The sequence below is a fragment of the Candidatus Mycalebacterium zealandia genome, assembly GCA_014075295.1.
Taxonomy (GTDB): Bacteria; Desulfobacterota_D; UBA1144; order Nemesobacterales; family Mycalebacteriaceae; genus Mycalebacterium; species Mycalebacterium zealandia.
Map to the genome: position 1 here is coordinate 827989 of CP046180.1, position 25321 is coordinate 853309.

Annotated in this window: 27 protein-coding genes; 12 read left to right on the forward strand and 15 right to left on the reverse strand. The window is 49.1% G+C overall.

The window, feature by feature from the left end:
* Genes pyrR through GKS04_04130 form a run of 5 tightly spaced genes read right to left on the reverse strand, consistent with a single transcriptional unit; the run spans position 1 to position 4827 of the window.
* On the reverse strand, positions 1–576 hold the full coding sequence (gene pyrR, locus GKS04_04110) for a bifunctional pyr operon transcriptional regulator/uracil phosphoribosyltransferase PyrR (protein ID QMU56332.1): 576 nt from the start codon (positions 574–576) through the stop codon (positions 1–3).
* Entirely contained in the window at positions 573–1286 is a 714-nt protein-coding gene (gene lepB, locus GKS04_04115; GenBank protein ID QMU56333.1) for a signal peptidase I, read from the reverse strand. Before lepB ends, pyrR begins: the two co-directional genes overlap by 4 nt.
* 47 nt (positions 1287–1333) lie before the next feature.
* Positions 1334–3487 carry a RelA/SpoT family protein gene (locus GKS04_04120; GenBank protein ID QMU56334.1) on the reverse strand — a complete coding sequence of 718 codons (2154 nt, stop codon included), beginning with the start codon at positions 3485–3487 and terminating at the stop codon, positions 1334–1336.
* A gap of 26 nt (positions 3488–3513) precedes the next feature.
* Entirely contained in the window at positions 3514–4116 is a 603-nt protein-coding gene (locus GKS04_04125) for a guanylate kinase (GenBank protein QMU56335.1), read from the reverse strand.
* A 33-nt stretch (positions 4117–4149) separates the two neighbouring features.
* Positions 4150–4827, reverse strand: coding sequence for an HAD-IA family hydrolase (locus GKS04_04130; GenBank protein QMU56336.1), 678 nt, complete (start codon positions 4825–4827; stop codon positions 4150–4152).
* A 52-nt stretch (positions 4828–4879) separates the two neighbouring features.
* On the opposite strand from GKS04_04130, the gene GKS04_04135 reads away from it, so the two are divergent.
* The 8 genes from GKS04_04135 to GKS04_04170 all read left to right on the forward strand — a co-directional run bounded on the left by GKS04_04135 (position 4880) and on the right by GKS04_04170 (position 11493).
* A complete protein-coding gene (locus GKS04_04135; protein QMU56337.1) occupies positions 4880–5215 on the forward strand; it encodes a 4-carboxymuconolactone decarboxylase in 336 nt (111 codons plus the stop codon).
* A 14-nt stretch (positions 5216–5229) separates the two neighbouring features.
* Positions 5230–6225 carry a radical SAM/Cys-rich domain protein gene (locus GKS04_04140; protein ID QMU56338.1) on the forward strand — a complete coding sequence of 332 codons (996 nt, stop codon included), beginning with the start codon at positions 5230–5232 and terminating at the stop codon, positions 6223–6225.
* Entirely contained in the window at positions 6226–6843 is a 618-nt protein-coding gene (locus tag GKS04_04145) for a DUF2064 domain-containing protein (GenBank protein ID QMU56339.1), read from the forward strand.
* A complete protein-coding gene (locus GKS04_04150; GenBank protein ID QMU56340.1) occupies positions 6840–7586 on the forward strand; it encodes a cytochrome c biogenesis protein CcdA in 747 nt (248 codons plus the stop codon). The genes GKS04_04145 and GKS04_04150 overlap by 4 nt, the downstream gene beginning before the upstream one ends.
* A 78-nt stretch (positions 7587–7664) precedes the next feature.
* Positions 7665–7922: a zinc ribbon domain-containing protein gene (locus GKS04_04155; GenBank protein QMU56341.1), complete on the forward strand. Its 258-nt coding sequence runs from the start codon at positions 7665–7667 to the stop codon at positions 7920–7922.
* A 25-nt stretch (positions 7923–7947) separates the two neighbouring features.
* Positions 7948–9237: a hypothetical protein gene (locus GKS04_04160; GenBank protein QMU56342.1), complete on the forward strand. Its 1290-nt coding sequence runs from the start codon at positions 7948–7950 to the stop codon at positions 9235–9237.
* Positions 9234–9881 (forward strand): HAD-IA family hydrolase, encoded by a 648-nt coding sequence (locus GKS04_04165; protein ID QMU56343.1) that lies wholly within the window; start codon positions 9234–9236, stop codon positions 9879–9881. The genes GKS04_04160 and GKS04_04165 overlap by 4 nt, the downstream gene beginning before the upstream one ends.
* 175 nt (positions 9882–10056) lie before the next feature.
* A complete protein-coding gene (locus GKS04_04170; GenBank protein ID QMU56344.1) occupies positions 10057–11493 on the forward strand; it encodes a hypothetical protein in 1437 nt (478 codons plus the stop codon).
* 13 nt (positions 11494–11506) lie between these two features.
* Here the strand turns inward: GKS04_04170 and GKS04_04175 are convergent, their stop codons facing one another.
* Positions 11507–11998, reverse strand: a complete 492-nt coding sequence (locus tag GKS04_04175) for a hypothetical protein (GenBank protein ID QMU56345.1) — start codon at positions 11996–11998, stop codon at positions 11507–11509.
* Positions 11995–14181 carry a bifunctional alpha,alpha-trehalose-phosphate synthase (UDP-forming)/trehalose-phosphatase gene (locus GKS04_04180; protein QMU56346.1) on the reverse strand — a complete coding sequence of 729 codons (2187 nt, stop codon included), beginning with the start codon at positions 14179–14181 and terminating at the stop codon, positions 11995–11997. The genes GKS04_04175 and GKS04_04180 overlap by 4 nt, the downstream gene beginning before the upstream one ends.
* Positions 14182–14232: 51 nt before the next feature.
* Between GKS04_04180 and GKS04_04185 the strand changes: the two genes are divergently transcribed.
* Genes GKS04_04185 through GKS04_04195 form a run of 3 tightly spaced genes read left to right on the forward strand, consistent with a single transcriptional unit; the run spans position 14233 to position 18544 of the window.
* Positions 14233–14772 (forward strand): redoxin domain-containing protein, encoded by a 540-nt coding sequence (locus GKS04_04185; protein QMU56347.1) that lies wholly within the window; start codon positions 14233–14235, stop codon positions 14770–14772.
* Between the two features lie 47 nt (positions 14773–14819).
* Positions 14820–16301: an NADH-quinone oxidoreductase subunit NuoN gene (nuoN, locus tag GKS04_04190; protein QMU56348.1), complete on the forward strand. Its 1482-nt coding sequence runs from the start codon at positions 14820–14822 to the stop codon at positions 16299–16301.
* Positions 16298–18544 carry a DUF87 domain-containing protein gene (locus GKS04_04195; GenBank protein ID QMU56349.1) on the forward strand — a complete coding sequence of 749 codons (2247 nt, stop codon included), beginning with the start codon at positions 16298–16300 and terminating at the stop codon, positions 18542–18544. The genes nuoN and GKS04_04195 overlap by 4 nt, the downstream gene beginning before the upstream one ends.
* A gap of 4 nt (positions 18545–18548) precedes the next feature.
* Here GKS04_04195 and nuoD read toward each other — a convergent pair whose 3' ends face one another.
* The 4 genes from nuoD to GKS04_04215 are packed head-to-tail and all read right to left on the reverse strand — an operon-like array spanning position 18549 to position 21097.
* On the reverse strand, positions 18549–19757 hold the full coding sequence (gene nuoD / locus GKS04_04200; GenBank protein ID QMU56350.1) for an NADH dehydrogenase (quinone) subunit D: 1209 nt from the start codon (positions 19755–19757) through the stop codon (positions 18549–18551).
* 1 nt (position 19758) lies between these two features.
* Positions 19759–20268: an NADH-quinone oxidoreductase subunit C gene (locus tag GKS04_04205; GenBank protein QMU56351.1), complete on the reverse strand. Its 510-nt coding sequence runs from the start codon at positions 20266–20268 to the stop codon at positions 19759–19761.
* Positions 20265–20744, reverse strand: a complete 480-nt coding sequence (locus GKS04_04210; protein QMU56352.1) for an NADH-quinone oxidoreductase subunit B — start codon at positions 20742–20744, stop codon at positions 20265–20267. Before GKS04_04210 ends, GKS04_04205 begins: the two co-directional genes overlap by 4 nt.
* Positions 20741–21097, reverse strand: coding sequence for an NADH-quinone oxidoreductase subunit A (locus GKS04_04215; GenBank protein QMU56353.1), 357 nt, complete (start codon positions 21095–21097; stop codon positions 20741–20743). The genes GKS04_04210 and GKS04_04215 overlap by 4 nt, the downstream gene beginning before the upstream one ends.
* Before the next feature lie 78 nt (positions 21098–21175).
* Here GKS04_04215 and GKS04_04220 point away from each other — a divergent pair, with 78 nt between their 5' ends.
* Positions 21176–21883, forward strand: a complete 708-nt coding sequence (locus GKS04_04220; GenBank protein ID QMU56354.1) for a glycosyltransferase — start codon at positions 21176–21178, stop codon at positions 21881–21883.
* Here the strand turns inward: GKS04_04220 and pdxA are convergent.
* The 4 genes from pdxA to GKS04_04240 are packed head-to-tail and all read right to left on the reverse strand — an operon-like array spanning position 21876 to position 25319.
* Positions 21876–22823: a 4-hydroxythreonine-4-phosphate dehydrogenase PdxA gene (gene pdxA / locus GKS04_04225; protein QMU56355.1), complete on the reverse strand. Its 948-nt coding sequence runs from the start codon at positions 22821–22823 to the stop codon at positions 21876–21878. The genes GKS04_04220 and pdxA overlap by 8 nt on opposite strands.
* A 4-nt stretch (positions 22824–22827) precedes the next feature.
* A complete protein-coding gene (locus GKS04_04230) occupies positions 22828–23592 on the reverse strand; it encodes a YchF/TatD family DNA exonuclease (protein ID QMU56356.1) in 765 nt (254 codons plus the stop codon).
* Positions 23593–23595: 3 nt separating this feature from the next.
* Entirely contained in the window at positions 23596–24075 is a 480-nt protein-coding gene (gene nrdR / locus GKS04_04235; protein QMU56357.1) for a transcriptional repressor NrdR, read from the reverse strand.
* Entirely contained in the window at positions 24072–25319 is a 1248-nt protein-coding gene (locus tag GKS04_04240; protein QMU56358.1) for an aminotransferase class I/II-fold pyridoxal phosphate-dependent enzyme, read from the reverse strand. The genes nrdR and GKS04_04240 overlap by 4 nt, the downstream gene beginning before the upstream one ends.
* Positions 25320–25321: the final 2 nt, after the last annotated feature.

Sequence of the window (25321 nt, forward strand, 5' to 3'; positions counted from 1 at the left end):
TTACTTTGCCCTCTTCCGAGCCTCTTTGTTTTCACAAATAAAAACGCCGTTCTCACCCGATTTGTTGCCGCCAATCATAACGGTTACCCTGCGCTTCTTTCCGGGATTGACCTTAACCGAGCAGTAGTCCGGTTGAATGGGAAACTCCCTGTTCCCTCTGTCCGCAATAACCGCAAGCCGTATGCGCGAGGGCCTTCCGTAATCTATTACTGACTCTATCGCCGCGCGTGCGGTTCTGCCGGTGGAAATTACGTCATCAACAATAATCACATCCATCGCGTCAACGCTGAAAGGCATCTCGTTGGCACGCGCCTGAGGCAGATTGCCCCTTCCAATGTCATCGCGGTAAAGAGTTATATCAAGAACGCCCAGAGGCGCGGGTTTGCCGGTTAGTGTGGACAAGAACTCCGCCATTTGCCGCGCGACCGCCTCGCCCATTGTCTTTATACCGACAACGCAAAATCCGCCGCGCCCGGAATTTTTCGCAATCTGTCGCGCCATTTCCTCCACGGCGCTGTTAAGCGCTTGTGAATCCAGAACCGTTTCCAGAATTTTGCCGCCGCGCCGCACCATCATTCAATCTCCGAAAAAATCCTTTCCCATCTGATTTCGGGAATAAATGAGTTTTGAAATTTCCACGACCAGTGAACTGTTACCGCTTTGCCAACAATATCTTTTTCGGCAATCGTTCCCCAGAAACGGCTGTCGCGGCTGTTGTCGCGATTGTCTCCCATGAGAAAAACATGCCCGGCGGGCACGGTGAACGGATAAATGATGTCACCCTTGTGTGTGGAATAACGCTGTTTTTCGTAGATGACGGTAATGTCCTTGTCTCCGAACTTCTGAATATATTCTTCCATCGGCGCAACGTCATACCGCCCCACATACGACTGGGGAATCCTCAATTGGTTGATATAAATGTTTCTGCCCTGTATGCGGACAACATCATTGCCCGTGGCGACAACCCTTTTGATGAAATAAGTCTTTTTTGTTTTGCTCGGACCCTGTGGTTTCTTAAAAACCACAATGTCACCCTTTTTGATTTCACTGCCTTGAAAAACGGTTTTGTCCGTAAATGGAATCCGTGTTCCGTAAGCAAACTTTTTCACTATGATGTAGTCGCCGACCAGAAGAGTGGGCTCCATTGAAGATGACGGAATTTTGAAAGGCTGAACAATAAACGCCCTGACACAAAGCGCTAAGAAAATGGCAAGAAAAACTGATTCAAGGTTCTGTCTTAAAACTGACTTGGGAGTCCCAGATCCGCTGCCGAAAAAGCCGAACATATATAACCGCTTGAAAATCGGCTCATATTATAGACGCGGCGAGAAAACTATTCAAATGCCCTGCCACACCTTTCCACCGAAACAACCCCTTCAAGCATTGAAAGCGAATCAACAATCTCTTCAAGATGCTTTATGTTTTTCACCTTAAAAAGAAAACTGTATTTTATGCCCTCTTTGAATCTTCCCGTCTGCTTCACAACTGTTTTGACACCCAAATCGTCTATGGTTTTGTCAACGGAGGAAAGAACTTCATTGTTGTCCTGACAGGTTAAGAAAATCCCCGTGGTCGCCTTCCCTCTGAAATCTTTGCGCCACTCCACCTCCATGTCAGTTTCACCGGTGCCGTTACACATACCGCATACCGCAGAATGAACAACCACACCGCTGCCGCGCGTTACATGGCCGACAATCGGCTCGCCCGGAACCGGAAGGCAGCAGGTTGAAAAGCGCGTCATCACCTTTTCTTTGCCAACCAGAATCATCTTTCTGCTTTCGGGGTCGGCAACCTTATCAAGAATTCTCTCTATGCGACCCATTTTTTTCGGCGTGATTTCCGAGCCGGGGTCAATAAGTTTCTGCAAATCAGAAGCCGAAACATGCCCAAAACCAACCATTCGGAAAAAATCATCCGGGTTTGAAAAGCCAAGTTTTTCGAGCGGTTTCAAAATCTCACCCAGCTTTATCATTGAGTTCAAATTTTTGCCCGCCGCCGCGAGACGCCTTTCGCATATAGCCCTGCCGATATCCAGAGATTTGTCCCTACGCACCGCGGACAGATGTTTTCGTATCCTGTTTTTAGCCTGCGGCGTAAATACAATGGACAGCCACTTTTCCGACGGACTCGCCTTTGCTGAAACTTTTATTTCAACCACGTCTCCGGTTTTAAGACGTGTGTCCAGAGGAACCGATTTCCTGTTGACAACCGCCTTGTCGCATCTATCTCCGATGTTTGTATGAATGCGGTAGGCGAAATCTATCGGGGTTGAGCCAACCGGAAGCTCAATGAGTTCGGCTTTGGGTGTGTAAACGTAAATCACGCTCGACTCAAGTTCGGCTTTGAGCGAATTCATAAACTCCACCGGACGCGCGTCATTGTCGTCTTCTGCAAGGTCGCCGATTCTTGAAAACTGACGCCGGATTTCAGTTGCCTCTCCGGCAGCCTCATTTTCCTTGTAAATCCAGTGAGCGGCTATTCCCTTTTCTGCAAATTCGTGCATGAGTTGCGTTCGTATCTGAATTTCCATCTTGTCGCCGTCCGATGAAATTACTGTTGTGTGAATTGACTGATAGCCGTTGCTTTTCGGAAGCGCGATGTAGTCCTTAATTCTTCCGGGAACGGGATTCCACAAGCTGTGAACCTCACCGAGAACGGCATAGCAGTCGCTTTTGGACTCCGTTACAACTCTGAAGGCAATGATGTCATAAAGCTCGTTGAACTCCATATTCTGCCACTTCATTTTGCTGTAAATGCTGTAAAAGTTTTTCACTCTGCCCGACACTTCGCATTTCACTCCCTCTTCGTGCAGACGTTTTTCAAGTTTGGCGGTTGTTTCCTTAATTTTGCGAGCGCGGCGTTTGCCGCCTTTTTTGAGTTTCTCTTCAATCTTGGCGTATTCACGCGGATTTAAAAACCTGAACGAAAGATCTTCAATCTCCGAAGCGAGCCACCCTATTCCGAAACGACGAGCGAGCGGAGCGTAAATCTCAAGCGTTTCTTTGGCAATTTTTCTGCGTCTTTCGGTAGGAAGAAACTCAAGAGTCCTCATGTTGTGAAGACGGTCGGCAAGTTTTATCAGAACCACGCGCACGTCTTTGGCGGTCGCGAGAATGAGTTTTCTGAAATTCTCCGCCTGCCTCTCCTGATCACTTGAATAGGAAAGTTTGCTGACCTTTGTCGCGCCGTCCACAAGGCCGGAGATTTTATCGCCGAACATGCGGTTGATGTCTTTTGAGGTCGCGAGCGTATCTTCAACGGTGTCATGCAGAAGCCCGGTCGCGATTGTGTGCGTGTCAAGCCCCAGCTTTGCGAGAATGAGAGAAACCTCAAGCGGATGGCTTAAATACGGCTCGCCCGAAACCCTTTTTTGTCCCGCGTGAACTTTCGCGGAATACACATACGCCTTTTTTATAAGTCCGACGTCCGATTCGGAAAGTGAACCGGACGCGCCAGCTTCATCAAGAATATCGTTAAGTCTTATCATACCGCGCTCCCTTTAAGACACTCTCCCTACTCCAAATAGGCGGCTTTGATATGGTCTATTTTGTCTTTTCGTGTTCTGAACATCTCTATTGCGGTTTCAATTTCTTTCCGCGCCTCGCTGAGTTTGTTGTTCACAATCACGTAGTCATATTGATGGATGAATGAAAGCTCGTCTTTAAGAGAAACAAGCCGTTTGTTTATGCTTGTGTCGGTTTCGGTATTTCTTTTTTCAAGACGCTCTCTGAGCACTTCCATGCTCGGCGGAACAACAAAAAACAGAACCGCTTCGGGAAATCTTTCCTTGATGTTGCGCGCGCCTTTAACATCCACATCAAGAACCACATCCGTCTCCCCGCCCGCCGTGTCGGACGCTTTTTTGATTTGATTCCAAGGAGTTCCGTAGCGGTTGCCGTGAACCTCTTCCCATTCGGCGAAATAGCCGTCTTTTATGCGTTTTTCAAAGGTTTTGTCGTCAATAAAATCGTAATCCTGAGCATCTGACGCATCTTCGGGTCTGCGCGGACGCGTTGTGCAGGAAATTGAAAAATCAACCTCCGACATAACGTCTCTTACATGTTTTACCAGAGTCGTTTTGCCGCTCGCGGACGGTCCTGAAATTACAAATATCATTGCGCCGAAATTATATCTCAAACAGCGCGAAACTTAAAAAGAGGCGATTTTCTCCGCGTCAATTTCACGCAGGGAGAGCGTAATTAAATCCGCGCTCAAAAGCGCTTCGGCAGGGTGCGAATTGGTAACCGCCACACATTTCATTCCCGCCGCTTTTGCCGCTGCGATTCCGTGCGAAGAATCCTCTATGGCAACACACTCCCGCGCAGATGCGGGCGGGGAAAGCGTGCTTGATGAGTTCAATCCTTTAAGAGCGTAAAGAAAAATTTCGGGGGCGGGTTTGCATTTTTCACAATCTTCGGCGCTCGCGATAAAAGAAAAACAGTCGGCAACACCGCCACGGACAAGAACCGACTCAATCTCCTTTCTCAAAGCGCCGGACGCTATGGCGAGAGGAAACCGCGCCTCCGCAAGCGAGTTTATAAGATCAAGAGCGCCTTCAAAAAAAGCGCAGTTTTCAAGCATTTCCGAGGTAACAAGAGATTTCTTTTTTACAAAATCAGCCACCTTTTCAGCGCCCGCGTCCCTGCCGTTTTCCCGAAGCAGTGTTGTGAAAAAGTTCTTGTCATCAAGGGCGAGATATTTTTCAAAATAATCAGCCTCCAAAATCTCAACCCCTTCGGGCGCGAGAATCTTTCTGAAAGCGTCCAGATGGACTTTTTCGGTATCGGCGATAACGCCGTCAAAATCAAATATCACAGCCCTTGCCATTGCGCACCTCTTGCTGTGATACTATAAAGGATATTTTAACCGAGAGGTTTCCATGAGTTATTACAAACCCGAAGACTTAAAAAAATTCGCCGAGGTCGGAGATTTCGCGAAAGATTTGATGGACAAATTTTTTGATTATTACAACGCCGCCACACAAGAAGACGGTTCTTTGACCAAACGCGAAAAAGCGCTCATCGCGCTCGCCGTTGCGCACTCAAAACAGTGTCCATATTGCATAGACGCCTACACGAACAGGTGTATTGAAACCGGTGCGGGTCCCGAGGAAATGACCGAAGCGGTTCACGTGGCGGCTTCAATGGACGCGGGAATTGATTTAATCCACGCCGTTCAGATGCGGAACACGATGAAGAAAAACGGTGCTCTTTAAGAAAAACCTCAAAAATGCGTAAAAACACAGTGAAGAAAAACTTCGAGAGTTTCATCAAAAAAAGAAATATTGACCTCTCCCCGCTTTCACTGAAAACCTTACAAATCAACATAACAAAACTGTGCAATCAGGCTTGCATTCACTGCCACGTTGATGCTTCGCCGAAGAGAACCGAGCAGATGGACCTGAAAACTGTCAACCGCTGTCTTGAAATTCTCGCCGAAAACACGGTGAAAACGCTTGACATCACGGGCGGAGCGCCCGAACTCAATCCGCATTTTGATTACATTGTTGAGCGTGCGGCGGAGATGAAAAAACGCGTGACTGTGCGCCACAACTTGACGGTTACGGTTGACGGAAATCCGGTTACGGGCGAAGGCAAAGATTATCTACCCGATTTTTTTGCGCGGCACGGGGTGGAAGTGATGTCGTCTCTTCCGCACTACGAAGAGTATTTGACGGACAAGCAGAGAGGCAGAGGCGTGTTTGAAAAAAGCGTTCAAGCCGCGCTTATGCTCAATGAGCGGGGATACGGAAAAGACAAGAGCGGACTTGTTCTTGATTTTGTCTATAATCCGCCCGGCGACTACCTTCCGGCAGACCAGAACGACCTTGAAAAAACCTTCAAAGAAAAACTGCGGGCAAAACACGGCATAGAATTCAACAACCTCTACTGTATAACGAATATGCCAATTAACAGGTTTCGCCGATATCTAATCAGGGAGAAAAAATACGTTGGCTATATGGACAAACTCGTATCCGCGTTCAACCCTGCCGCCGCTGAAGGTGTTATGTGCAGAAACATGATAAGCGTTGACCACGAAGGCGCGCTTTACGATTGTGACTTCAACCAGATGCTGAAGATGCGCGTTAAGTGCGAAAACGGAGAGAAAGCGACCGTTTTCAACTCATCGCTCAAAGAGATAGCGGCGCGCGGCATAATATTCGGAAATCACTGCTTCGGTTGCACTGCCGGAGCGGGAAGCAGTTGCGGAGGGGAAACCGCTTGAATGAACACTGTCGCGGTCTTTCTTAAACACCCCACTCCGGGAAAAGTAAAAACCCGAATGGCAAAAGACATCGGAAACGAGCGCGCCGCGGAAATTTACGCGTCTATGGTGGAAAGGGTTATGGAAAACATCGAGGGAAAACATTCGCTTTGCGTATTTTACGACCCACCGGAAATGAAAAATGAAATCGTCCGCTGGCTCGGCGGATGGACGGCGGATTTCGTCGCGCAAAGGGGAAAAACACTCGGAGAAAAAATATCAAACGCGATTAATGACCGCGTGTCGGCAGGGAACCTAAAAGTGGTCGTCATTGGAACCGATTGCGTTGAAATAACGGCGGAAACAATCACGGACTCATTTGAGCGGCTGAACACGGCGGACACGGTAATCGGTCCCTGCGAAGACGGCGGCTACTACCTCATAGGGCTTAAAACAAACCGCGCCGAACTCTTCAACGACATAGATTGGAGCACGGACAGGGTTATGGCTCAAACGCTTGAAAAAGCGCAACAACTGCGCCTTAATGTGAGCGTTATGGAAACCTTGCGCGACATAGATTGCGCGGACGACCTCAATCCACAGGTTTTGGAAAAATTGAACGGGCAGGTGGCAAAATGACCGGAGCATCTCCGCTTGAACCCGCTTTCGCGCTCGCATTTTTGTCGGGAATCGCGTCATTTCTGTCTCCGTGCATTTTCCCACTTGTTCCCGGATACCTGTCCGCGTTGACCATGAGAAACGGCGAAACCGAAATGCCGTCCGGAAAGTTTTCACTGCTTGGCCCAACCATTCTTTTTGTCGCAGGTTTCGCGTTTGTTTTTTCGCTTATGGGAACGTCGGCGTCATTTCTCGGCTCATTCCTGTCTGAAAACAGAACGGTTCTCGCGACCGTGTCAGGCGCGCTGATTATGATTCTGGGGCTGATTACAATGGATATTGTAAAAATCCCGGCGCTCCGGCGTGAAAGAACACTGCGCTTGCAAACTCAAAGAGGCGGACCCGTTTATGTGTTTGTGCTTGGTTGCGCTTTCGCGTTCGGGTGGGTGCCGTGCATAGGACCCATGCTTGCGGCGATTTTATCCTACGCGTCTTCGTATCAAGATCCCGCGCGCGGGTTCGCGCTTCTGCTAGCCTATTCCTGCGGGCTTGGAGTGCCTTTTGTGGCAGCAGGTCTGCTTTTTTCACGGTGGCGCACCGTGTCATTCATCGGAAAAAAATACTACCCCGTTTACAAGTACATCGTGGGCGCGCTTATGGTCGCAGTGGGTTTTCTCATCGCGGCTGACTTTCTGTTCTATGTGAACGTGTATGGGCAGAAACTGTTTGATTTTCTCGGCATTGACTTCTGGACAAAAATTTAAACGGCAACCGCGCTTATTTGACTAAGGTCTTTTCTTGCCATAATATTTGAGAAGTTCTCCGCACCGGAGGTTAGTTTTATGCCTTGTTACGAATACCAGTGCTCAAAATGCGGCGACACTTTTGAGTTTTTACATCTCGGTGGCGACGATGTCGTAAAGTGCGAAAAATGCGGCACAAAAAAAGTCAAACGTCTTCTTTCCTCGTTTGGTTTCGGATTCAAAGGTTTTGGAACATCCCCCGCGGCTCCGGCTGACCCGATTGACTCTGGAGGCGCCGATGAAAAAACGGCTTCGGGAGGCGGATGCAGTTGCTCTTGCTCCTGCTCTTGCGGTTGAAAATTTATTATAAGAGAAAATCAAAATGGCAAAAGAAAAAGATTTAAAAAAAGCCGCGCTTGAATACCACAAACAGGAAAGGAAAGGAAAACTTGAAGTTGTTCCGTCAAAGCCGTGCGCAACTCAGTGGGACTTGTCCCTCGCCTATTCTCCCGGTGTGGCTGAGCCGTGCAGAGAGATAGAAAAAAACCCTGACACCGCTTACGAATACACAAACAAAGGAAACCTTGTCGGCGTGATTTCAAATGGAACCGCTGTTCTTGGGCTCGGAAACATCGGAGCTCTTGCCGGCAAGCCGGTTATGGAAGGCAAAGGCGTTCTTTTCAAAAAATTCGCGGATATTGACGCTTACGACATTGATGTCAACTGCTCCGATGCCGACCAGTTCATTGAGATTGTTGAAAGTCTTGAGCCGACCTTCGGCGGAATTAACCTTGAAGACATCAAAGCTCCTGAGTGTTTCAAGATTGAAACCGAACTCAAAAAGCGGATGGACATTCCGGTTTTTCACGATGACCAGCACGGAACGGCGATTATTTCGGGCGCGGGTCTTTTGAATGCGTGTGAACTCTCGGGCAAGAAACTTGAAGATTTGACGATGGTTTTTAACGGCGCGGGAGCATCCGCGATTGCGTGCGCGGAACTGTTCATCTCTCTGGGCGCGAAAAGGGGAAACATCGTAATGTGCGACAGTCGCGGCGTTATATACAAAGGACGCGGCGAGGGTATGAATCCGCAAAAAGAGATGTTCGCCGTGGACACTAAACACAGAACCGTTGAAGACGCGATGAAGGGAGCGCAGTGCTTTGTGGGGCTTTCAAACGGAGGCGCGGTCAGTCAGGACATGGTTAGAAGCATGGACAGCAACCCCATAATTTTCGCGATGGCAAATCCTGACCCCGAAATTTCCTACGAAGACGCGACAAGTGCCAGAAAAGACGATGTGATTATGGCAACGGGAAGATCGGACTACCCCAATCAGGTTAATAACGTTCTGGGATTTCCGTTCATATTCCGCGGCTCGCTTGACGTAAGAGCGAAGTCAATAAACGAAGAGATGAAAATCGCCGCCGTGCAAGCTCTTGCCGCCCTCGCGAAAGAGCCGGTTCCGAAAAGCGTTATCAAGGCATACGGCGGAGACCCTATTGAGTTCTCGCCTGATTACATTGTGCCCAAGCCGTTTGACCCTCGCGTTTTGCCGTGGGAATCTGCGGCGGTTGCCGAAGCCGCAATTAAAACCGGCGTGGCGCGAATTAAAATAGACATCAAAAAATACAAGCAATCGCTTGAAGATAAAATCCAAGACCAACTTTGAGTTTCCGCGCTGTCATCTTTGACATGGACGGGGTGCTGATAGACAGCGAACCCCTCTGGGAAGAGACGGAAATCAAACTTCTAAAATCAATGGGCGCGGAATACGACCCCGCTTTCAGAGACAATGTTGTGGGTTTGAGTCAGGTTGACTCATCAAAACTGATTATCGCAGAGTTCGGTCTGGACTGTTCGCCCGAAGAGTTGATTGAAAAACGCCTGAATCTTCTCTTGCGCGTCTATGATGAAAAACTGACGATGTTTGACGGTGCGAAACCGCTTATTAACGGTTTGAGAGAGCGGGGAATTAAAACCGCGCTCGCGTCAAGCTCGCCGACGGAGGCGATTTCCTTTGTGCTTGAAAAGTTTTCAATTCGCGATTTGTTTGACGCCGTTATATCGGGTGACTGCATAAAAAATGGCAAACCCGCGCCGGACATCTATCTGCTCGCGGCGGCGGAAATAGGCGTAAAACCGTCCGAATGCGCGGCGATTGAAGACTCGCCCAAAGGCGCGCAATCCGCCGCCGCCGCAGGAATGTTCTGCATTGCCATTCCCGATAAACGCCTCAACGCCGAAGAGTTTGAAATCTGCGATGCGATTTGTGAAAACATCTGTGAAGCCGAAGCGGTAATTCTCCGCGTTTGACTTCAACCCCCTGCTTTAATACAATCCGCCTGTTCACCTTTTTTATCAGAAACCCGCAAAGTCGGGTCTCTGTGAATACAAGACCCTCGCGGGAAATAAACAGAACTTTCAAACCTCTGGTGAAGAAGGTGAACAAGGCCCGGCACCTTGTTTGCAAGTCGGGCTGTGTGTCAAAATGGGCGTTGAACCTTACACACTGTTCACCGGCGATAACCTGCCGATTATGCGGGGAATGGACGATGAGTCCATTGATCTGATTTATTTAGACCCGCCATTTAACAAGAAAAAGATTTTTGAAGCCCCTATTGGAAGCGGAGCGGAAGGTGCAAAGTTTGAAGACACTTGGAAAATGAGCGATGTCAAAAGTGAGGAAATTGCAGAGGTGGAAACGGAAAACAAACCGCTTGCCAATTTAATCAATCTTGCCGGAAACATCGGCGGGAACAGTTATAAAGCGTATTTGATATTTATGGCTTTGCGTCTAATCCAGATGAGACGCATACTGAAAAACACGGGAAGCATCTATCTGCATTGTGACCCCACAATGAGCCATTGGTTGAAGTTGTTAATGGATGCGGTGTTTGGGGTTAAAAACTTCAGAAGTGAAATTACATGGAAGCGGGCAACTTCAACACAAAAAGGATCTCAACACAAAAACAAAAAATGGGGAGACAATGCTGATATCGTTTTGTATTTTGCAAAATCCAATAAAACACCTTTGAACCCATTGAGACAATTAACAGAAGAAGAAATAGAAAAAAAGTTTCCGAAGACTGATGAAAATGGCAGAGCATACAACACCGCAACGCCATTATTCCGTGCCAAAAGTATGGGAGAGCGTCCTAATCTATGCTATGAGTGGCGGGGTTTTCGCAATCCTCACCCTTCAGGGTGGCGGTTGAGCAAAGAAAGACTGGAAGAAGAATACCAAAAAGGCAACATAGTTATTTCTACTAATAAGAAAGGAATGAAGATAGAGAGGAGAGCATATGCAGACTATTACAAAGGGGCGACATTCGGCAATATCTGGGACGACATCAAACCGGTTTCAGGTCAAGAACGCACACACTACCCCACTCAAAAACCTCTTGCTTTGCTTGACCGCATAATCAAAGCATCCAGCAATGAGGGCGACATGGTATTTGACCCGTTTTGCGGTTGTGCTACCACGCCCATTGCGGTAGCAGGGCTTAATCGCAAATGGATAGGAATTGACCTTTCGAAGAAGGCTGTTGAATTGGTTCAAAGCCGAATGAGAAAGGATTTATTTGTGTATTGGGAAAAAGGCAAAACGCCAACGGGCTTTAAGCCAATAGTTATTCATCGTGATGATGTTCCCATTCGGTCTGACAGAGTTAAGCAAAGTCCCAATATAAAACATATGAAATACGGCGAGCAAGAAGGATGTTGTGCTTGCGATGGCAACCATTTTCTTATTCAGAACTTGACCATTGACCATGACATTCCAAGAAGCAAAGGCGGAACTGATGATGACTCAAATCTCGTTCTGCTTTGCGGACTGTGCAACAGCATAAAGGGCGCAGGCCGAACACTCTCCGAAGCAAAAGCACGCTATAAACAGTTGTATCCCAACGAATACAAAGATGTGTAGTTTTTACTTCACCCTAGATAGATTTTGGAAAATCAAAATCAATCAACCTTCCCTTTCCGTTTGCGATATTCGCCCATAAATTGGCGTCCGTTTCAATGTGGACAATTCCGCAAGTGGGAACATTATCAATCGTTTCGCCGGTGAGAAGATTTGCCAAATCGGTAATGGCAAAGTTGTGGCAGAAAACCGCGACCGTCTGAAAATCCTCGTCTATGACAGATTCAACCGCTTTCAGAAGATCTGTGGAATTGAAAGTGTAAAATCTCTCATTCGTCTTGATTTCTTCAGGCGGAAAACCCGCCTTTTCACAAACAAGTTTCGCTGTGGTAAAAGCCCTGTTTGCGGGGCTTGAATAAACGGCGTCAAAAACTACACCCTTCTCTTTCAAACGCCAGCCCATTTTCGGGACATCCGAAAGTCCGCGTTCATTAAGAGGACGCTCCAAATCCGCGACTTTCTGCCGGCGGTCTGACTTTGCGTGCCTGATTAGAAACAGGGTTTTCATTTAATTTTCGCGAGTTTTTCAATAAATTCCCGCGCGTGCCCGACAGACGGAGAGTAAAACTTCGCCTTTGTCATACCGGAACCGATTTTAATTGAATATGCGTCCTCCGGAAGCCCGGAAAACATATCCTCATCCGTCAAATCGTCTCCCATTGCGATAACGCAGTCCCACTTGTCCGCGAACCAACGGCGGATTGACGCGCCTTTGTTTATCGCGAAATCCTTAACCTCTATAACTTTGTTACCCTGCATAACCTTAACGCCCAGATTTTGAACCGTGTTCGCAAGCGCCTCGTTGAGTTCTCCCGTTCTAACCGCCGCGAGAGACGGGTCCACCTTTCTATAGTGCCACGCCACGGAATAGTCTTTCTCCTCCACGAATGAACCCGGAGTTCTGTCCGTAAAAATTTCGAAAATCAGCGAAATCTCTTTTTTCCACTCGGTTTCAACGGGCGCCTCACGCTCCCATTTGCCGCTGTCTTTTATCCACGCCCCATGCTCGGCAACAATCGCGTCCGCGCAGTTTCCAAGCCATTTCGAAAGGGTTTTTCTGTCTCTGCCGCTCACAACCACAAGTTTTGAGCGGGGATTTGAAGCTATTGCCCGTAGGTGTGTTTTGATTTCCGCGTCCGGTTTGGCATCTTCGGGATTTTCCGTGAACGGAACAAGTGTGCCGTCATAATCGGTAAAGATTATGCGCTTACGGCTCGCGGAGAATTTTTTAACAATCTCGCCGGACACTCTTTTTGAAAGCAGTTTTGACGACATCGCGGACTGCCGCCGCTTTTGCGCTCCGAGGCGGTCAAGAAAATCGGTTCTCCAGCGCGCGAGGTCATAGCGCGTAAGCCGCGCCCTCATCGCGTCCATGTTGCGTTTGCGTTCAGCGGCGAGCATTTCAAGCGCGGACAGTAAAGCGTCCGACACTGTTGAAAGGTCATTGGGGTTGACGATAAACGCCTCGCCGAGTTCACGTGAAGTTCCCGCCATTTCACTCAAGATAAGGGCTCCCCGTCCGTCCGGACGCGATGAAACATACTCTTTGGCGATAAGGTTCATTCCGTCCCGCGCGGGCGTTATAAAAAGAACATCGGCGAGCGAATATAGTGAAACCATCCCTTGGAAATTGAACGAACGGTAAAGATATTTCACGGGCTCCCATTTAAGAGTTCCCCATTTGCCGTTGATTTCGCTGACCATACGCTCAATTTTTGAGCGCAGTTGTTCGTAGAGTTCCACTTCGGTGCGTGAAGGAACAGCAACCAGCAAAAGCACCGCCCTGCCACGCCACGAAGGGTTTTTCTTCAAAAAAAGATCGTATGCTTCAAGCCGTTTTTCTATGCCTTTTGTGTAGTCCAGCCTATCTATTGAAAGAATAATGCGGCAGTTGCCGGGGAAAAGATTCTTTTTTCTCTTTACCTTATTTTTGACCGCCGCAGAGCGGCACGCAGTGGAAAACTTGCGCACATCCACACCCATTGGAAACATATCCGCCTTAACAAGACGGTTGCCAACCGGAAAAACACCGAGAGAGTTGTCAATCCTTTTCACCCTTCTCACGGTTTCGGCAAAATTGCGAACATAGTCAAAAGTGTGGAAACCGATTAAATCCGCGCCAAGCAAGCCGTCAAGAATCTCGGAACAGCCCGGAATAAGACGAAAAACATCAGACGCAGGAAACGGCGTGTGCAGAAAAAAACCTATCTCCGCGTCCGGAAGATGCTTCCTTATCAGAAGCGGAAGCAGCATTAAATGGTAGTCATGAACCCATATGGTGTCGCGCGCGCGCGCGACTGAAACAACTGCGCGGGCAAACTTTTCATTCACTTTGCGATAGGTTTCGTAGTCATGACCGCCGTATTCGGCGAACTGCGGAAAATAGTGAAAAAGAGGCCAGATTGTAGAGTTGCAAAAGCCGTTGTAATAACCGTCCGTTTCGCCGTCGCTTAAAAAAACCGGAGATAAATTTTTTTCCGCGAGAGAGCGCTCCAGCCCGCGTTTGCCTTTCGCGTTCAAAAATGATGAATTGCCGGGCCAGCCGACCCAAACTCCCTGTTTTCCAAAACCCGCGCCGCCAAGCCCCGTGGCAACGCCTCCGACATTGCGTTTGAGTGAAAATCCGCCCTTCTCCGCCGGATTGACGGAAACCGGAAGACGGTTTGAAACTGTTATTATCTTTGTGTCCATCAAACAGAAACGGAAGAAACTGTTTAAGTATAATACACCTTCGTAACCGCCATGAGAATAATAAAGAGAACACTCGCCGCCGCTGTTATCGCGATTGTTGCCGTTTTGATTGTCTGGTCTTTCAACAAGCGCTTTTCGCCGGAGCGCGGAAACTGGCCTGAATCGCCGCTTGTCGGGCGCGCCGCGCCGGCTTTTTCACTCACAACGTTTGACGGAAAAACGCTTGAATTGAGCGACTTTGCCGGAAAGCCCGTGGTATTCAATTTCTGGGCTTCGTGGTGTCTTCCGTGCGCGGACGAAGTGGGTGACTTGAACAGAGCCGAAAAAAAATACGGTGGCGAGGTTGTTTTCATAGGAATTAACGTGATGGACGACATTAATGACGCGATAGAGTTCGCGGCAAAGCACAACACCACCTATACAAACGCCTATGACCCTGAAAAAACGGTGCATATAGACTATGGAGTGGCGGGCGTGCCGGAAACTTTCTTTATCAGCCCGGACGGGAAAATATGGAATAAAATCACGGGACCGGCCACTTATCCGGAAATATCAAAAATTCTCGCGTCCATTCCCGCAAAACAAAATTGACATGGCAAGTTTTTCCGTAAAAAATCCTCTCGTCCCTTTCCCTTAAAATGACTTTCAATCAACTGCTTCAAAGCGCGTCGCTGACAATTCCCGAACTTATACTTTGTTCTGTCGGGCTTGTACTGATTGTTCTGGGTCCCGCGCTTAAAAAGACCGCCGAAAAACACCTCTACTCAATACCCGTAAACCTTGTCCGGTTTGCGTGCGTTGCCGCTTTCTACTTCAACCTTGAAAGATTTGACTTCACCGCAAGCGCATTTTCCGGCTCGCTTACGCTTGACACATTCGCGGGCTATTTCAACGGTGTGCTTCTGCTGAACGCCATGGCGGCAACCTTTTTCGCCAAGCCGTACATACGCGACCACGAAAAATTGCGCGAGTTTCTGGCGCTCGCGGTTTTCTGCACGGCGGGAATGATGTTTATGGTTGAATCAGTTGAATTTGTAGCGTTTTTTGTCGCTTTTGAGACAATGTCAATCTGCGTTTACGCGCTTTCGGGGTTTTCGCGAAACATCTTTTCGTCCGCCGAAGCGGGATTGAAATACCTCATAACCGGAGGTTTTGCTTCGGCGGTTATGTTGCTCGGCATCGCGCTTCTCTATGGCGCGGCGGGAACACTTTCCTTCGCGGAAATCGGGGCCGCCTTTTCAGACGCGCCTTCAAACCCAATGCTCATAACCGGAACCGTGCTTGTTCTCGCGGGATTCATTTTCAAAATCGGAGCCGCGCCGCTTCATCAGTGGATTCCTGATGTGTATCAGGGGGCGCCAATGCCAGCTACCACTTTTATGTCAGTGGGCGTGAAGGTTGCGGCTTTTGCCGTTTTTTCCCGCTTCGCCGTTGAAATAGGAAGCTCGGGGCAATGGGGATTTGAGGAAATCATTATCGTTGTCGCGGTTATAACAATGGTTGCTGGCAATGTGTCTGCAATCGCGCAGAAGAACATAAAAAGAATGCTTGCCTATTCAAGTGTCGCGCACGCGGGCTACGCGCTTGTCGGAATCGCCACCTGGCTTTCGGGCGAAAACGCGGACGGATTATCGGGCATTTTCTACTATATGTACGCTTACACAATAATGACTCTGGGCGCGTTCGGGGTTATTTCACTACTCGGCAGAGACGGCGATGAGCGGCAAACTTTCAGTGATATTTCGGGGCTTTGGAAAACAAACCCCATGCTCGCGGTCGCGCTCGCGGTCTTTATGTTTTCCCTCGCGGGAATACCTCCCACAATCGGATTTTTTGCCAAGTACAAGGTTTTTGCCGCCGCCGCGTATGAGGGACTTCACTGGCTTGTTATAATCGCGCTGGTAAACAGCGTTGTTTCCGCTTATTACTATTTAAAAGTGCTGGCATTTGCTTTTATGAGACCAATATCCAAACAGCAGACGGGAGAATGGAAACTTGAACCCGAATCGGTTTTTGCCATTGCGTTTCTCTGCGCGGCGGTGTTGCTGATGGGAATTTTTCCCCTCTACCCGACCGCCGGTTTTATTGATGCCGCTACACAGGCTCTGGTTGGAAAATGACAAAAAACAACGGCGGATTTAGAAACCAGGCGGCGGCAATCACACTTTTCCTCATCGGCGCGATTGTCGCCATTAGCCTCGTGATGGGCGGCTCGTTGTCTCCTCTAGGCGGCGGAGCGGTCGGATGGATAGGAAAATTCATATCAAAAATTCTCGGAACTGTTTTTGGAATCAGTTCATATCTTGTTCCGGCGAGTTGCTTCTATTTCGGAGCGCGTTTCCTGCTGTACAAAGTGGACCGTGTGGACGGCGTGCAACGCACGGGCGCTTTTGCCGGACTGCTTGTTTCATCCTCTCTGTTCGCGTCTCTGGCTCTTGAAGGAGTTTTTGTGAACCACCTGACCATTGTCGGTGCGGGAGGAGATTTGGGCGCGCTGGTTCTGAAGTTCACCGATGACGGCATCGGTTCTTTCGGTTCATACATAGTCGCACTTACGGTTATGGCGGGATGCGTGATTTTTCTTTCGGGAACAAATCTGGTCGCGGTCGCGGTCGCGTTTTTCAAAGCGGTGAAGCTACTTGGAGCCGGAGTGATTGAAGTTTTGAAATTCTGCGTTCCGCTACTTATTCGGGCTGTCGGCGCTTCAAAAACCCTGTTTTCTTTCATCGTTAAAACCATAAAAAAACGCAGGGAAAAGGCAAAAACTCCCGCGCGCGAAAAACCGCGCGCGAAAACCGAGCCCTCTCCGGACCTCTACAAACCGCTGGCGCGCGAGGAAGAAACGAATCAAACTCCGCCGAAAATTGTAATAGAAGAACAGGAAAAACCGCCTTTGAAAGTCGTGCCTGGCAAAAGCCCTGAGGAGGAGCAGAAACCGCAAAGGAGTTTTAATCTGCCCCCGATTGACCTTCTTGATAAACCCGATGGCGTTCAAGCCGACATTGATCAGGAAGCCGCATACGCAAACGCGCGCCTGATTGAGGAAAAACTGCAAGGGTTTGGCATTGAAGGCAAAGTGACGGAAATCAAACCGGGTCCGGTAATTACCATGTTTGAATACAAACCCGCTCCCAACGTCAGGGTCGGTAAAATCGCATCGCTCAGTAACGATTTGGCAATGAGCTTGAGCGCTCTCAAAGTGAGAATCATATCTCCCATTCCGGGCAGAGATGTGGTCGGTATTGAGGTTCCAAATCAGGTGAGGGAAACGGTCTGCCTCAGAGAGTTAATTGAAAATCAGAAATTTTCCAAAAGCGGTCCGCTGGCAATTGCGGTTGGAAAAGACATATCGGGCGCGCCCTATTACGCCGACCTTGCCACCGCGCCGCACCTGATGATAGCGGGAACAACCGGTTCGGGGAAAAGCGTTCTTATGAACTCCCTGCTCGCAAGCATGTTCTATAAAACCGGTCCGGACCGTCTGCGTCTTCTTATGATAGACCCTAAAATGCTTGAATTTTCAATATACGAAGGCATACCGCACCTGCTTCACCCGATTGTAACCGAGCCGCGAAAAGCGTCCGCCGCGCTCAAATGGGCGGTTGGAGAAATGGAAAACAGGTACTCGCTTCTGTCCGAGAAAGGTGTGAGAAGCATAGATTCCTACAACGCGAAAATAGAAAGTGAGGAAGGCGCGGACTCGGCAAAAATTCTGCCCTACATCGTCATTGTGATAGACGAACTCGGCGATTTGGTAATGTCCGGCACGAACGACACTCAGGGGGCAATAATCAGAATTGCCCAGAAGGCGCGCGCGGCGGGCATTCACCTTGTGGTTGCAACTCAGCGCCCGTCCGCCGATGTGGTTTCGGGGCTTTTAAAAGCGAACATACCGGCGAGAATCTCCTTTCTCGTTTCCTCAAGGGTGAATTCAAACATAGTGCTTGATGCACCCGGAGCGGAAAGTTTGCTCGGCAAGGGAGACATGCTTTTCCTCAAGCCCGGAGCCACTTCGCTTGAAAGAATTCAGGGTGCACTGATAACGGACGACGAAAGGGAAAAAATAGTTGAGTTTTTGAAATCGCAAGGCAATCCCGTGTTTGATGAAAAAATCACCGAAGTCATCAACAAGCCCGAACAGTCGGAAGGAGACGGAGACGGAGAGCGGGACGATATGTATGAACAGGCACTTGAAGTGGTCAGAGCAGAAGGACAGGTTTCAATCTCAATGCTTCAACGCCGCCTGAAAATTGGCTACAACCGTGCCGCGACAATCGTTGAACAGATGGAAAGAGAGGGAATTATCGGCGAACATCAGGGAGCGGGAAAAGCGAGACAGGTAAATTTGCCTGAGCAAGAGTAAACTCTCACCTGTCCACCTCGCCAAGCACAATATCTATACTTCCGAGCGCGGAAACCACATCGCCAAGCATCGCGCCTTCCAGCATAGGACCCAGCGCCTGAAGATTTACAAACGAAGGGGGACGGACGCGCATGCGGTACGGCTGTTTAGTGCCGTCGCTCACAAGATGGTATCCGAGCTCGCCTTTGGGGTTTTCAACCGCGTGATATGCCTCGCCCTGCGGTGGGGAAAAACCATCGTAAACAAGAACAAAATGGCGGATTAGCGATTCCATTTTTGTGTAAACATCCTCTTTTTCGGGAAGAACAATCTCTGGCAAATCGGCTATGTAACGGCCGTCCGGCAGGTTTTCCACCGCCTGTTTTATAATTCTCACGCTCTGGCGGCACTCCTCCATCCTACAAAGATAACGAGAATAAGAATCCCCCTCTTCGCCGATTGGAATGTCAAAATCGTAGTTTTCATAGCCGAGATACGGTTTTGATTTGCGCAAATCAAACGCGACTCCGCTGCCTCTCAAAGTCGGTCCTGAAAGCCCCAGATCAATCGCGTCTTCGGCGCTTATAAAACCAACACCCTTTGTTCTCTGTAACCAAATGGCGTTTTTTGTCAGAAGTTTGTCAACATCATCCAGAGTTTTCGGAAATTCGGCGGTGAAATTATTCACGGCTTTCTCAAAACCATCCGGCAAATCTTTCGGAAGTCCGCCGACTCTCGGATACGAAGTTGTCAATCTCGCGCCGCAAACCATTTCAAGAATGTCGTAAATTTTCTCCCGTTCCTTGAAGCAATACATAAAAACACTGAACGCGCCCAAATCCAGCGCGCCGGTGCCGATACCTACCATGTGGGACTCTATTCTGCCAAGTTCAAACATAATGACCTCGGCAACTTTTGCCCTTTCGGGAATTTCGTCCTCAATGCCGAGCAGTTTTTCCACAGTAAGAACAAACCCTATGTTGTTGCAAATCGCCGCGATGTAATCCATTCTGTCGGTATAGGGAAGGCACTGCTGATAGGTAATATTTTCGCAAAGTTTTTCTATACCCCTGTGTAAATAGCCGATGTGCGGAGTCGCTTTTTTGATGACTTCACCTTCAAGGCTCAGAACAATACGCAGAACTCCGTGCGTGGCGGGGTGCTGAGGCCCCATGTTCAAAATCATCTCTTTGTCGTCTGGGTGGTCACCCGAAACAAATTGAACACGCTCCATTTCAGAAGTTGCCTTCCTTAAGCGCTTTTTCAAAAGACCGTTTCGCCGGTTCTCTGTTTCTCACATCAAAATCCTTGCGCAAGGGAAACCCGTCAAAATCTTCAGGCAGAAGAATTCTTCGCAGGTCGGGGTGCCCCCCAAATCTTATCCCAAACATGTCAAAAATCTCTCTCTCAAGCCAGTCCGCCGCCTTCCACACAGGTGTTACGGACGCAATGACGGGCGGGTCATCAAGGGCGGCTTTGAGGAAAACCCGCGCTTCCTCATTGTATTCGGAGTCAAATTGGACGATGTTGTAAATCACCTCAAAGCGCGCTCCCGCCCTCTCTCCGAGCCAGTCCACGGCTGTTATGTCCGACAGATAGACAAACCTCAACTCATTTTTGAGTTTCAGACATGCCTCTTTGATTGAATCGGAGCGTATGAGAAAAAACGGCTCCCCTCCCTTCATTTCACCCGACGACAGGGAAAAATCCGAAAGCACTTTTTCAACCGAATTGGCAATGCTCATTTAAGAGGCGCGCCTTCATTGTTGATTTTTTCCTGTATCTTGATAATCGCATCTATCAGAGCTTCCGGGCGCGGCGGGCATCCGCCCACGTAAACATCAACCGGAAGAAACTCGTCTATACCCTGAACCACCGCGTAACTGTCAAAGGGACCGCCGCCGCAAGTGCATGAGCCCATTGCTATCACCCATTTCGGCTCCGGCATCTGATCATAAATTTTCCTGCAAACTGAAGCCATTTTGTAAGTGATTGTTCCCGAAACTATCATAAGATCCGCCTGACGCGGAGAGAACCTCGCAACTTCCGCTCCGAAGCGCGAAACATCATAACGCGAAGCAAAAGCACCCATCATTTCAATCGCGCAACAAGCCGTACCCAAAGGCATGGGCCACAAGCTGTTTTTTCTTGACCAGTCCACCAAAGCTGAGACTTTTGTTGAAATAAATCCGTCTCCGCCCAAGAGTTCGCCGCTGTTCATCGCCAATTGAGAGCCCCTTTGAACAAAACATAAAAATATCCCGCGACTATAACAAGCAGAAACACGGCCGCCTCAACCGCCGCGACAACTCCAAGATCACGCGCGGCAACTGCCCACGCGATAAGAAAAACCGCTTCTATGTCAAAAAGAAGAAAAAGCGCGCCGATAATATAGTATTTTACGGGGAACTTTGCGCTTGCTTCGCCAACCGGGGTTATGCCTGATTCATACGGCGAGGATTTTTCTTTCCCCGGTTTTTTTCTGCCGAGAAAAACTGAAAGAAAAAGCAATACGGCCGCGAGTCCCATTATCAGCGTCCAAACAATAATTATCGGAGCGTAGCCTTGTTCCATTGCGGCGAAAATGTAAGTTACGAGCAAAGATTGTCAAGAAGCAGTATAATTGTTTATCTGCGCACGACGCGAAAACAAATGACTTCCCCTCAAACAGAACTCAATATTTTCATAGCCTGTATGCGAGAGGAAGAAAATCTGAAAATCCTTCTGCCGCGTCTTACAAAAATTCTGGAAGAATACGGAATCACACACAAAATACTTGTTGTGGACACGGTTGTTCCGAAGGACGGAACCCCGGATTTGTGCCGCGAGTTTGAAAATGTGGTTTATTTGCCGACCGAGGGTGGAACGGACGGATACGGCAGAGCCGTGCGCACGGGAATAAACAACGTGAACTCTCAATACGCGATACTGATGGACGGAGACCTTTCCCATCCACCCGAAATAATTCCCACCATGCTTGACCTGCGAAAAACTAACGACATGGTAATCTCTTCGCGCTATACGGAAGGCGGACATTCGGACGACTCCACAATCAACCGCACAATGTCGCGCATACTAAACATCGCGTGTTCAGTCATACTGGGAATTGACTGCAAAGACTGGTCAACAAGCTTCAAACTTTATAAAAGCGCTCAACTCAAAGCCCTTTCCCTGACCTGCGAACACTTTGACATTCTTCAGGAAATTATGTGCAAACTCCATAAAAACCACCCCGATTTCACCTTCTCGGAAATTCCGATGTCATTTTCAAAACGCGTTCACGGCTCCTCCACACGCAGAATCATCTACGGTTATTCAATCGCAAAAACCATTCTGAAACTGCGGCTGGGAATTATCTGACAAGGCGGACGGCGGTTTTGACCGCTTCCTGCATACTGCGTGGGTCCGCCACTCCGCTCCACGCTATGTCAAACGCGGTTCCGTGGTCGGGAGAAGTTCTGACAATCGGAAGCCCGAGCGTTATGTTCACGCCCCTGTAAAAAGACAGCATCTTGAACGGGGCAAGCCCCTGGTCGTGATACATCGCGATAACGGCGTCCCATCTGCCCTCAACCGCTCCGTAAAAAACCGAATCCGCAGGAAGCGGTCCGGAAATATCCACCCCCGCAGCGGACGCCCTCACCACCGCGGGCGCAATATGCTCAATCTCTTCCGAACCGAACTCGCCGTTTTCCCCGGCGTGGGGGTTGAGCCCGCAAACCACAAACTTCGGAGATTCTATGCCGAACCTGTCTTCGAGCGCGGAGGCGCAGACGCTTACAGTATTAAAAACGGAATCTTCCGTTACGAGCGAGGGCACGTCTTTGAGCGCGCAATGAACCGTAACAAGCGCGACCCTGAAATCCCCGCTTTCAAACATCATTACCGCGTTTTCAGCGCCCGTCAGATCTCTGAGCATCTCCGTGTGTCCCGGATACGGGGAACCGGCAAGCTGAATGGCTTTTTTATTAATTGGAGCCGTAACCACGGCGTCCACACGCCCGGAATTCGCGTATTCAACCGCTTTCTCTATCGCCAAGAGCGACTGCCGCCCCGCCTCGGAATCAATTTCGCCGGGGTGTAGATCGTCAAAACTCGGACCTTCACAGTCCACAACTTCAATTCCATTCTTTCTTGCGGAGACAAGTTCGCACGCCTTTGAAAAAATCTCTTCGCCGCCAAAAACAACCGGTTCGCATATCCGCCTTGTCTCTTCGGAGGAAACAACCTTCGCGACAATTTCGGGACTAATTCCGCACGGGTCTCCAAGGGTTACGGCTATTTTCGGTTTATCGGACATGGAATTAGTTCAGGCGTGGGAAAAGTTCGAGAGTGTTGCGAAAAAGCAACTGTCGCATCTCTTCGCGCGGAGTCTCTCTGACTTCCGCGAGCGTCTCAAACACATGCTTTACAAAAGCGGGCTCATTGTCCTTTCCTCTCATCGGAACAGGCGCGAGATACGGGGAATCGGTCTCAATCAGAATCCTGTCGGACGGGATTTTTTTCGCCGCCTCCCTCACTTCGGGCGCATTTTTGAAAGTCAAAATCCCCGAAAAAGAGATGAAAAAATCCATATCAAGAAATCTCTTTGCGGTTTCGTAGGTTCCGGAAAAGCAGTGTATAACGCCCGGTTTGTCGCCGCAGTTAGCATTTTTCAAAATCTCCGCAACATCGTCTTCGGAATCCCGCACATGGACAACAAATGGCAACTCCAATCGCCCCGCCATCTCAACATGCGCCTCAAATGATTCAATCTGAATTTCACGCGGTGATTTTATATAGTGATAATCAAGCCCCGTTTCCCCTATGGCGACAACTTTTTTGTTTGAAGCCATTTCGGAAAAAGTCTTTATCGTGCCGGACTGAAAAGTTGAAGCCGAATGGGGATGAATTCCCACTCCCGCGTAAACTGAATCAAACTTTTGCGCGATTTCAACCGTTCGCAACGCAGTCTCGTATTTTGTCGAAACGGAAACAATTTTGCCCACGCCCGCAGATTTGGCGCGCTCAACCGCCTGCGCCGCGCCGTCTCCCAGCATTTCCAAATGAGCGTGTGTGTCTATCAGCAAAGGTCAGCCGTCTCCGTCATTTTTTTTGCCCGTGCCACCGCCGGCAATCTCTTTGACCTCGTCAAGAAACTGATTTATGTCGTCAAAAGATTTATAGACCGAGGCAAAACGCAAATACGCAACCTTGTCCAGAGAGCGTAGGTTTTTCATAATCTGCTCACCAATCTGGTGAGCGGGAATTTCACGCTCGCCCTTGCTCGCGAGTTCCCCCTCTATTTTCAACACAAAGTTTTCTATTTCTTCGGGCGCGATGCCGCGATTCACGCATGCCTTGTTTACGCCGTCAACAATTTTCCCCCTGCGGAAAGGCTCTTTATGTCCGTCTTTTTTTACAACTGAAATCCGCACTTCCGGACGCTCGTAAGTGGTAAATCTTTTTCCGCACGACCCGCACTCCCTTCTGCGCCGTATGGACGCCGTTTCTTCATTACTGCGTGAATCCAAAACGCTTGTATTGCCTTCCATGCAGAAAACGCACTTCAAATCTTCATCCCCTTGTAAACAGGAAATTTACCGCACAGCTCCGCCGACTCCCCCGCTATGGACTTGAGTTTCCCTTCATCGCCGGAGTTTTGCAAAGCCCTGTCAATCAAGTCAGCGATTGTTTCCATTTCAACTTCTTTCATTCCGCGTGTTGTAACCGCGGGAGAGCCGATTCTTATGCCGCTCGCAACCGCCGGCGGAAGATTGTCAAAAGGAATCGCGTTTTTGTTGACCGTAAGCCCCGCTTTCTCAAGAGCGTCTTCGGCGTCTTTGCCGGTGATGTTTTTGTTCGTGAGGTCAATGAGAATTAGATGGTTGTCCGTTCCTTCTGAAAGCAGTTTGAAACCGCGCGCCATAAGACTCTCCGCCATCGCGCGCGAGTTCGCGAGTGTCTGCTTCTGATAGTCCTTGAAATCAGGTCTCAAAGCTTCGGCGAAAGCCACCGCCTTGGCGGCAATAACGTGCATAAGCGGTCCGCCCTGAACTCCGGGAAAAACCCTGCCGTTCATGATTTTTTCATGCTCGCTTTTTGCCATAATTACACCGCCTCTGGGTCCTCTGAGGGTCTTATGTGTGGTAGTCGTAACAAAATCGCAATAAGGAACGGGGTCGGGATATATTCCGGTCGCCACAAGCCCGGCGGGATGAGCAATATCCGCCATAAGCATTGAGCCCGCCTCGTCCGCTATCTCGCGGAATTTTTTGAAATCAAGCTGCCTCGGATACGCGCTGAACCCGGCGACAATTAACTTCGGTTTGTGTTTAAGGGCAAGATCTCTGACTTCATCATAGTCTATCAGGAAGGTTTCGGGGCTCACGCCGTAGGAAACCGCATTGTAGTACCGCCCTGAAAAATTGACTTTGCTGCCGTGCGTAAGATGGCCGCCATGCGCCAAATCCATTCCGAGAAAGGTATCGCCGGGGGTCATGCAGGAAAAGAAAACCGCCATGTTCGCCTGCGCGCCCGAATGCGGCTGAACATTGGCGCAGTCCGCGCCGAAAAGCTTTTTAATTCTGTCGCGCGCGAGGTTTTCGGCAATGTCAACAAACTCGCATCCGCCGTAATATCTCTTGCCCGGGAGCCCTTCGGCATATTTGTTTGTCATAACACACCCGAGCGCTTCAAGAACCGCCTCGCTAACATAGTTTTCAGACGCGATAAGCTCAATTTTGACTTCCTGACGCTCTAACTCGTATCTGATGGCGTCCGCTATTTCAGGGTCTGTTTTTTCAATAATTGACAAGG

Excerpts from the sequence above, each read along its gene's own strand:
- GKS04_04140 (QMU56338.1), top strand. The coding sequence starts at position 5,230 with ATGCGTAAAAACACAGTGAAGAAAAACTTCGAGAGTTTCATCAAAAAA.
- GKS04_04125 (QMU56335.1), bottom strand. The coding sequence starts at position 4,116 with ATGATATTTGTAATTTCAGGACCGTCCGCGAGCGGCAAAACGACTCTG.
- GKS04_04220 (QMU56354.1), top strand. The coding sequence starts at position 21,176 with ATGACTTCCCCTCAAACAGAACTCAATATTTTCATAGCCTGTATGCGA.
- GKS04_04120 (QMU56334.1), bottom strand. The coding sequence starts at position 3,487 with ATGATAAGACTTAACGATATTCTTGATGAAGCTGGCGCGTCCGGTTCA.
- GKS04_04150 (QMU56340.1), top strand. The coding sequence starts at position 6,840 with ATGACCGGAGCATCTCCGCTTGAACCCGCTTTCGCGCTCGCATTTTTG.
- GKS04_04185 (QMU56347.1), top strand. The coding sequence starts at position 14,233 with ATGAGAATAATAAAGAGAACACTCGCCGCCGCTGTTATCGCGATTGTT.
- GKS04_04195 (QMU56349.1), top strand. The coding sequence starts at position 16,298 with ATGACAAAAAACAACGGCGGATTTAGAAACCAGGCGGCGGCAATCACA.
- GKS04_04180 (QMU56346.1), bottom strand. The coding sequence starts at position 14,181 with ATGGACACAAAGATAATAACAGTTTCAAACCGTCTTCCGGTTTCCGTC.
- pyrR (QMU56332.1), bottom strand. The coding sequence starts at position 576 with ATGATGGTGCGGCGCGGCGGCAAAATTCTGGAAACGGTTCTGGATTCA.
- nuoN (QMU56348.1), top strand. The coding sequence starts at position 14,820 with ATGACTTTCAATCAACTGCTTCAAAGCGCGTCGCTGACAATTCCCGAA.
- pdxA (QMU56355.1), bottom strand. The coding sequence starts at position 22,823 with ATGTCCGATAAACCGAAAATAGCCGTAACCCTTGGAGACCCGTGCGGA.
- GKS04_04175 (QMU56345.1), bottom strand. The coding sequence starts at position 11,998 with ATGAAAACCCTGTTTCTAATCAGGCACGCAAAGTCAGACCGCCGGCAG.
- GKS04_04210 (QMU56352.1), bottom strand. The coding sequence starts at position 20,744 with ATGAACAGCGGCGAACTCTTGGGCGGAGACGGATTTATTTCAACAAAA.
- lepB (QMU56333.1), bottom strand. The coding sequence starts at position 1,286 with ATGTTCGGCTTTTTCGGCAGCGGATCTGGGACTCCCAAGTCAGTTTTA.
- GKS04_04155 (QMU56341.1), top strand. The coding sequence starts at position 7,665 with ATGCCTTGTTACGAATACCAGTGCTCAAAATGCGGCGACACTTTTGAG.
- GKS04_04130 (QMU56336.1), bottom strand. The coding sequence starts at position 4,827 with ATGGCAAGGGCTGTGATATTTGATTTTGACGGCGTTATCGCCGATACC.
- GKS04_04170 (QMU56344.1), top strand. The coding sequence starts at position 10,057 with ATGGGCGTTGAACCTTACACACTGTTCACCGGCGATAACCTGCCGATT.
- nuoD (QMU56350.1), bottom strand. The coding sequence starts at position 19,757 with ATGGAGCGTGTTCAATTTGTTTCGGGTGACCACCCAGACGACAAAGAG.
- GKS04_04160 (QMU56342.1), top strand. The coding sequence starts at position 7,948 with ATGGCAAAAGAAAAAGATTTAAAAAAAGCCGCGCTTGAATACCACAAA.
- GKS04_04215 (QMU56353.1), bottom strand. The coding sequence starts at position 21,097 with ATGGAACAAGGCTACGCTCCGATAATTATTGTTTGGACGCTGATAATG.
- GKS04_04145 (QMU56339.1), top strand. The coding sequence starts at position 6,226 with ATGAACACTGTCGCGGTCTTTCTTAAACACCCCACTCCGGGAAAAGTA.
- GKS04_04205 (QMU56351.1), bottom strand. The coding sequence starts at position 20,268 with ATGAGCATTGCCAATTCGGTTGAAAAAGTGCTTTCGGATTTTTCCCTG.
- GKS04_04135 (QMU56337.1), top strand. The coding sequence starts at position 4,880 with ATGAGTTATTACAAACCCGAAGACTTAAAAAAATTCGCCGAGGTCGGA.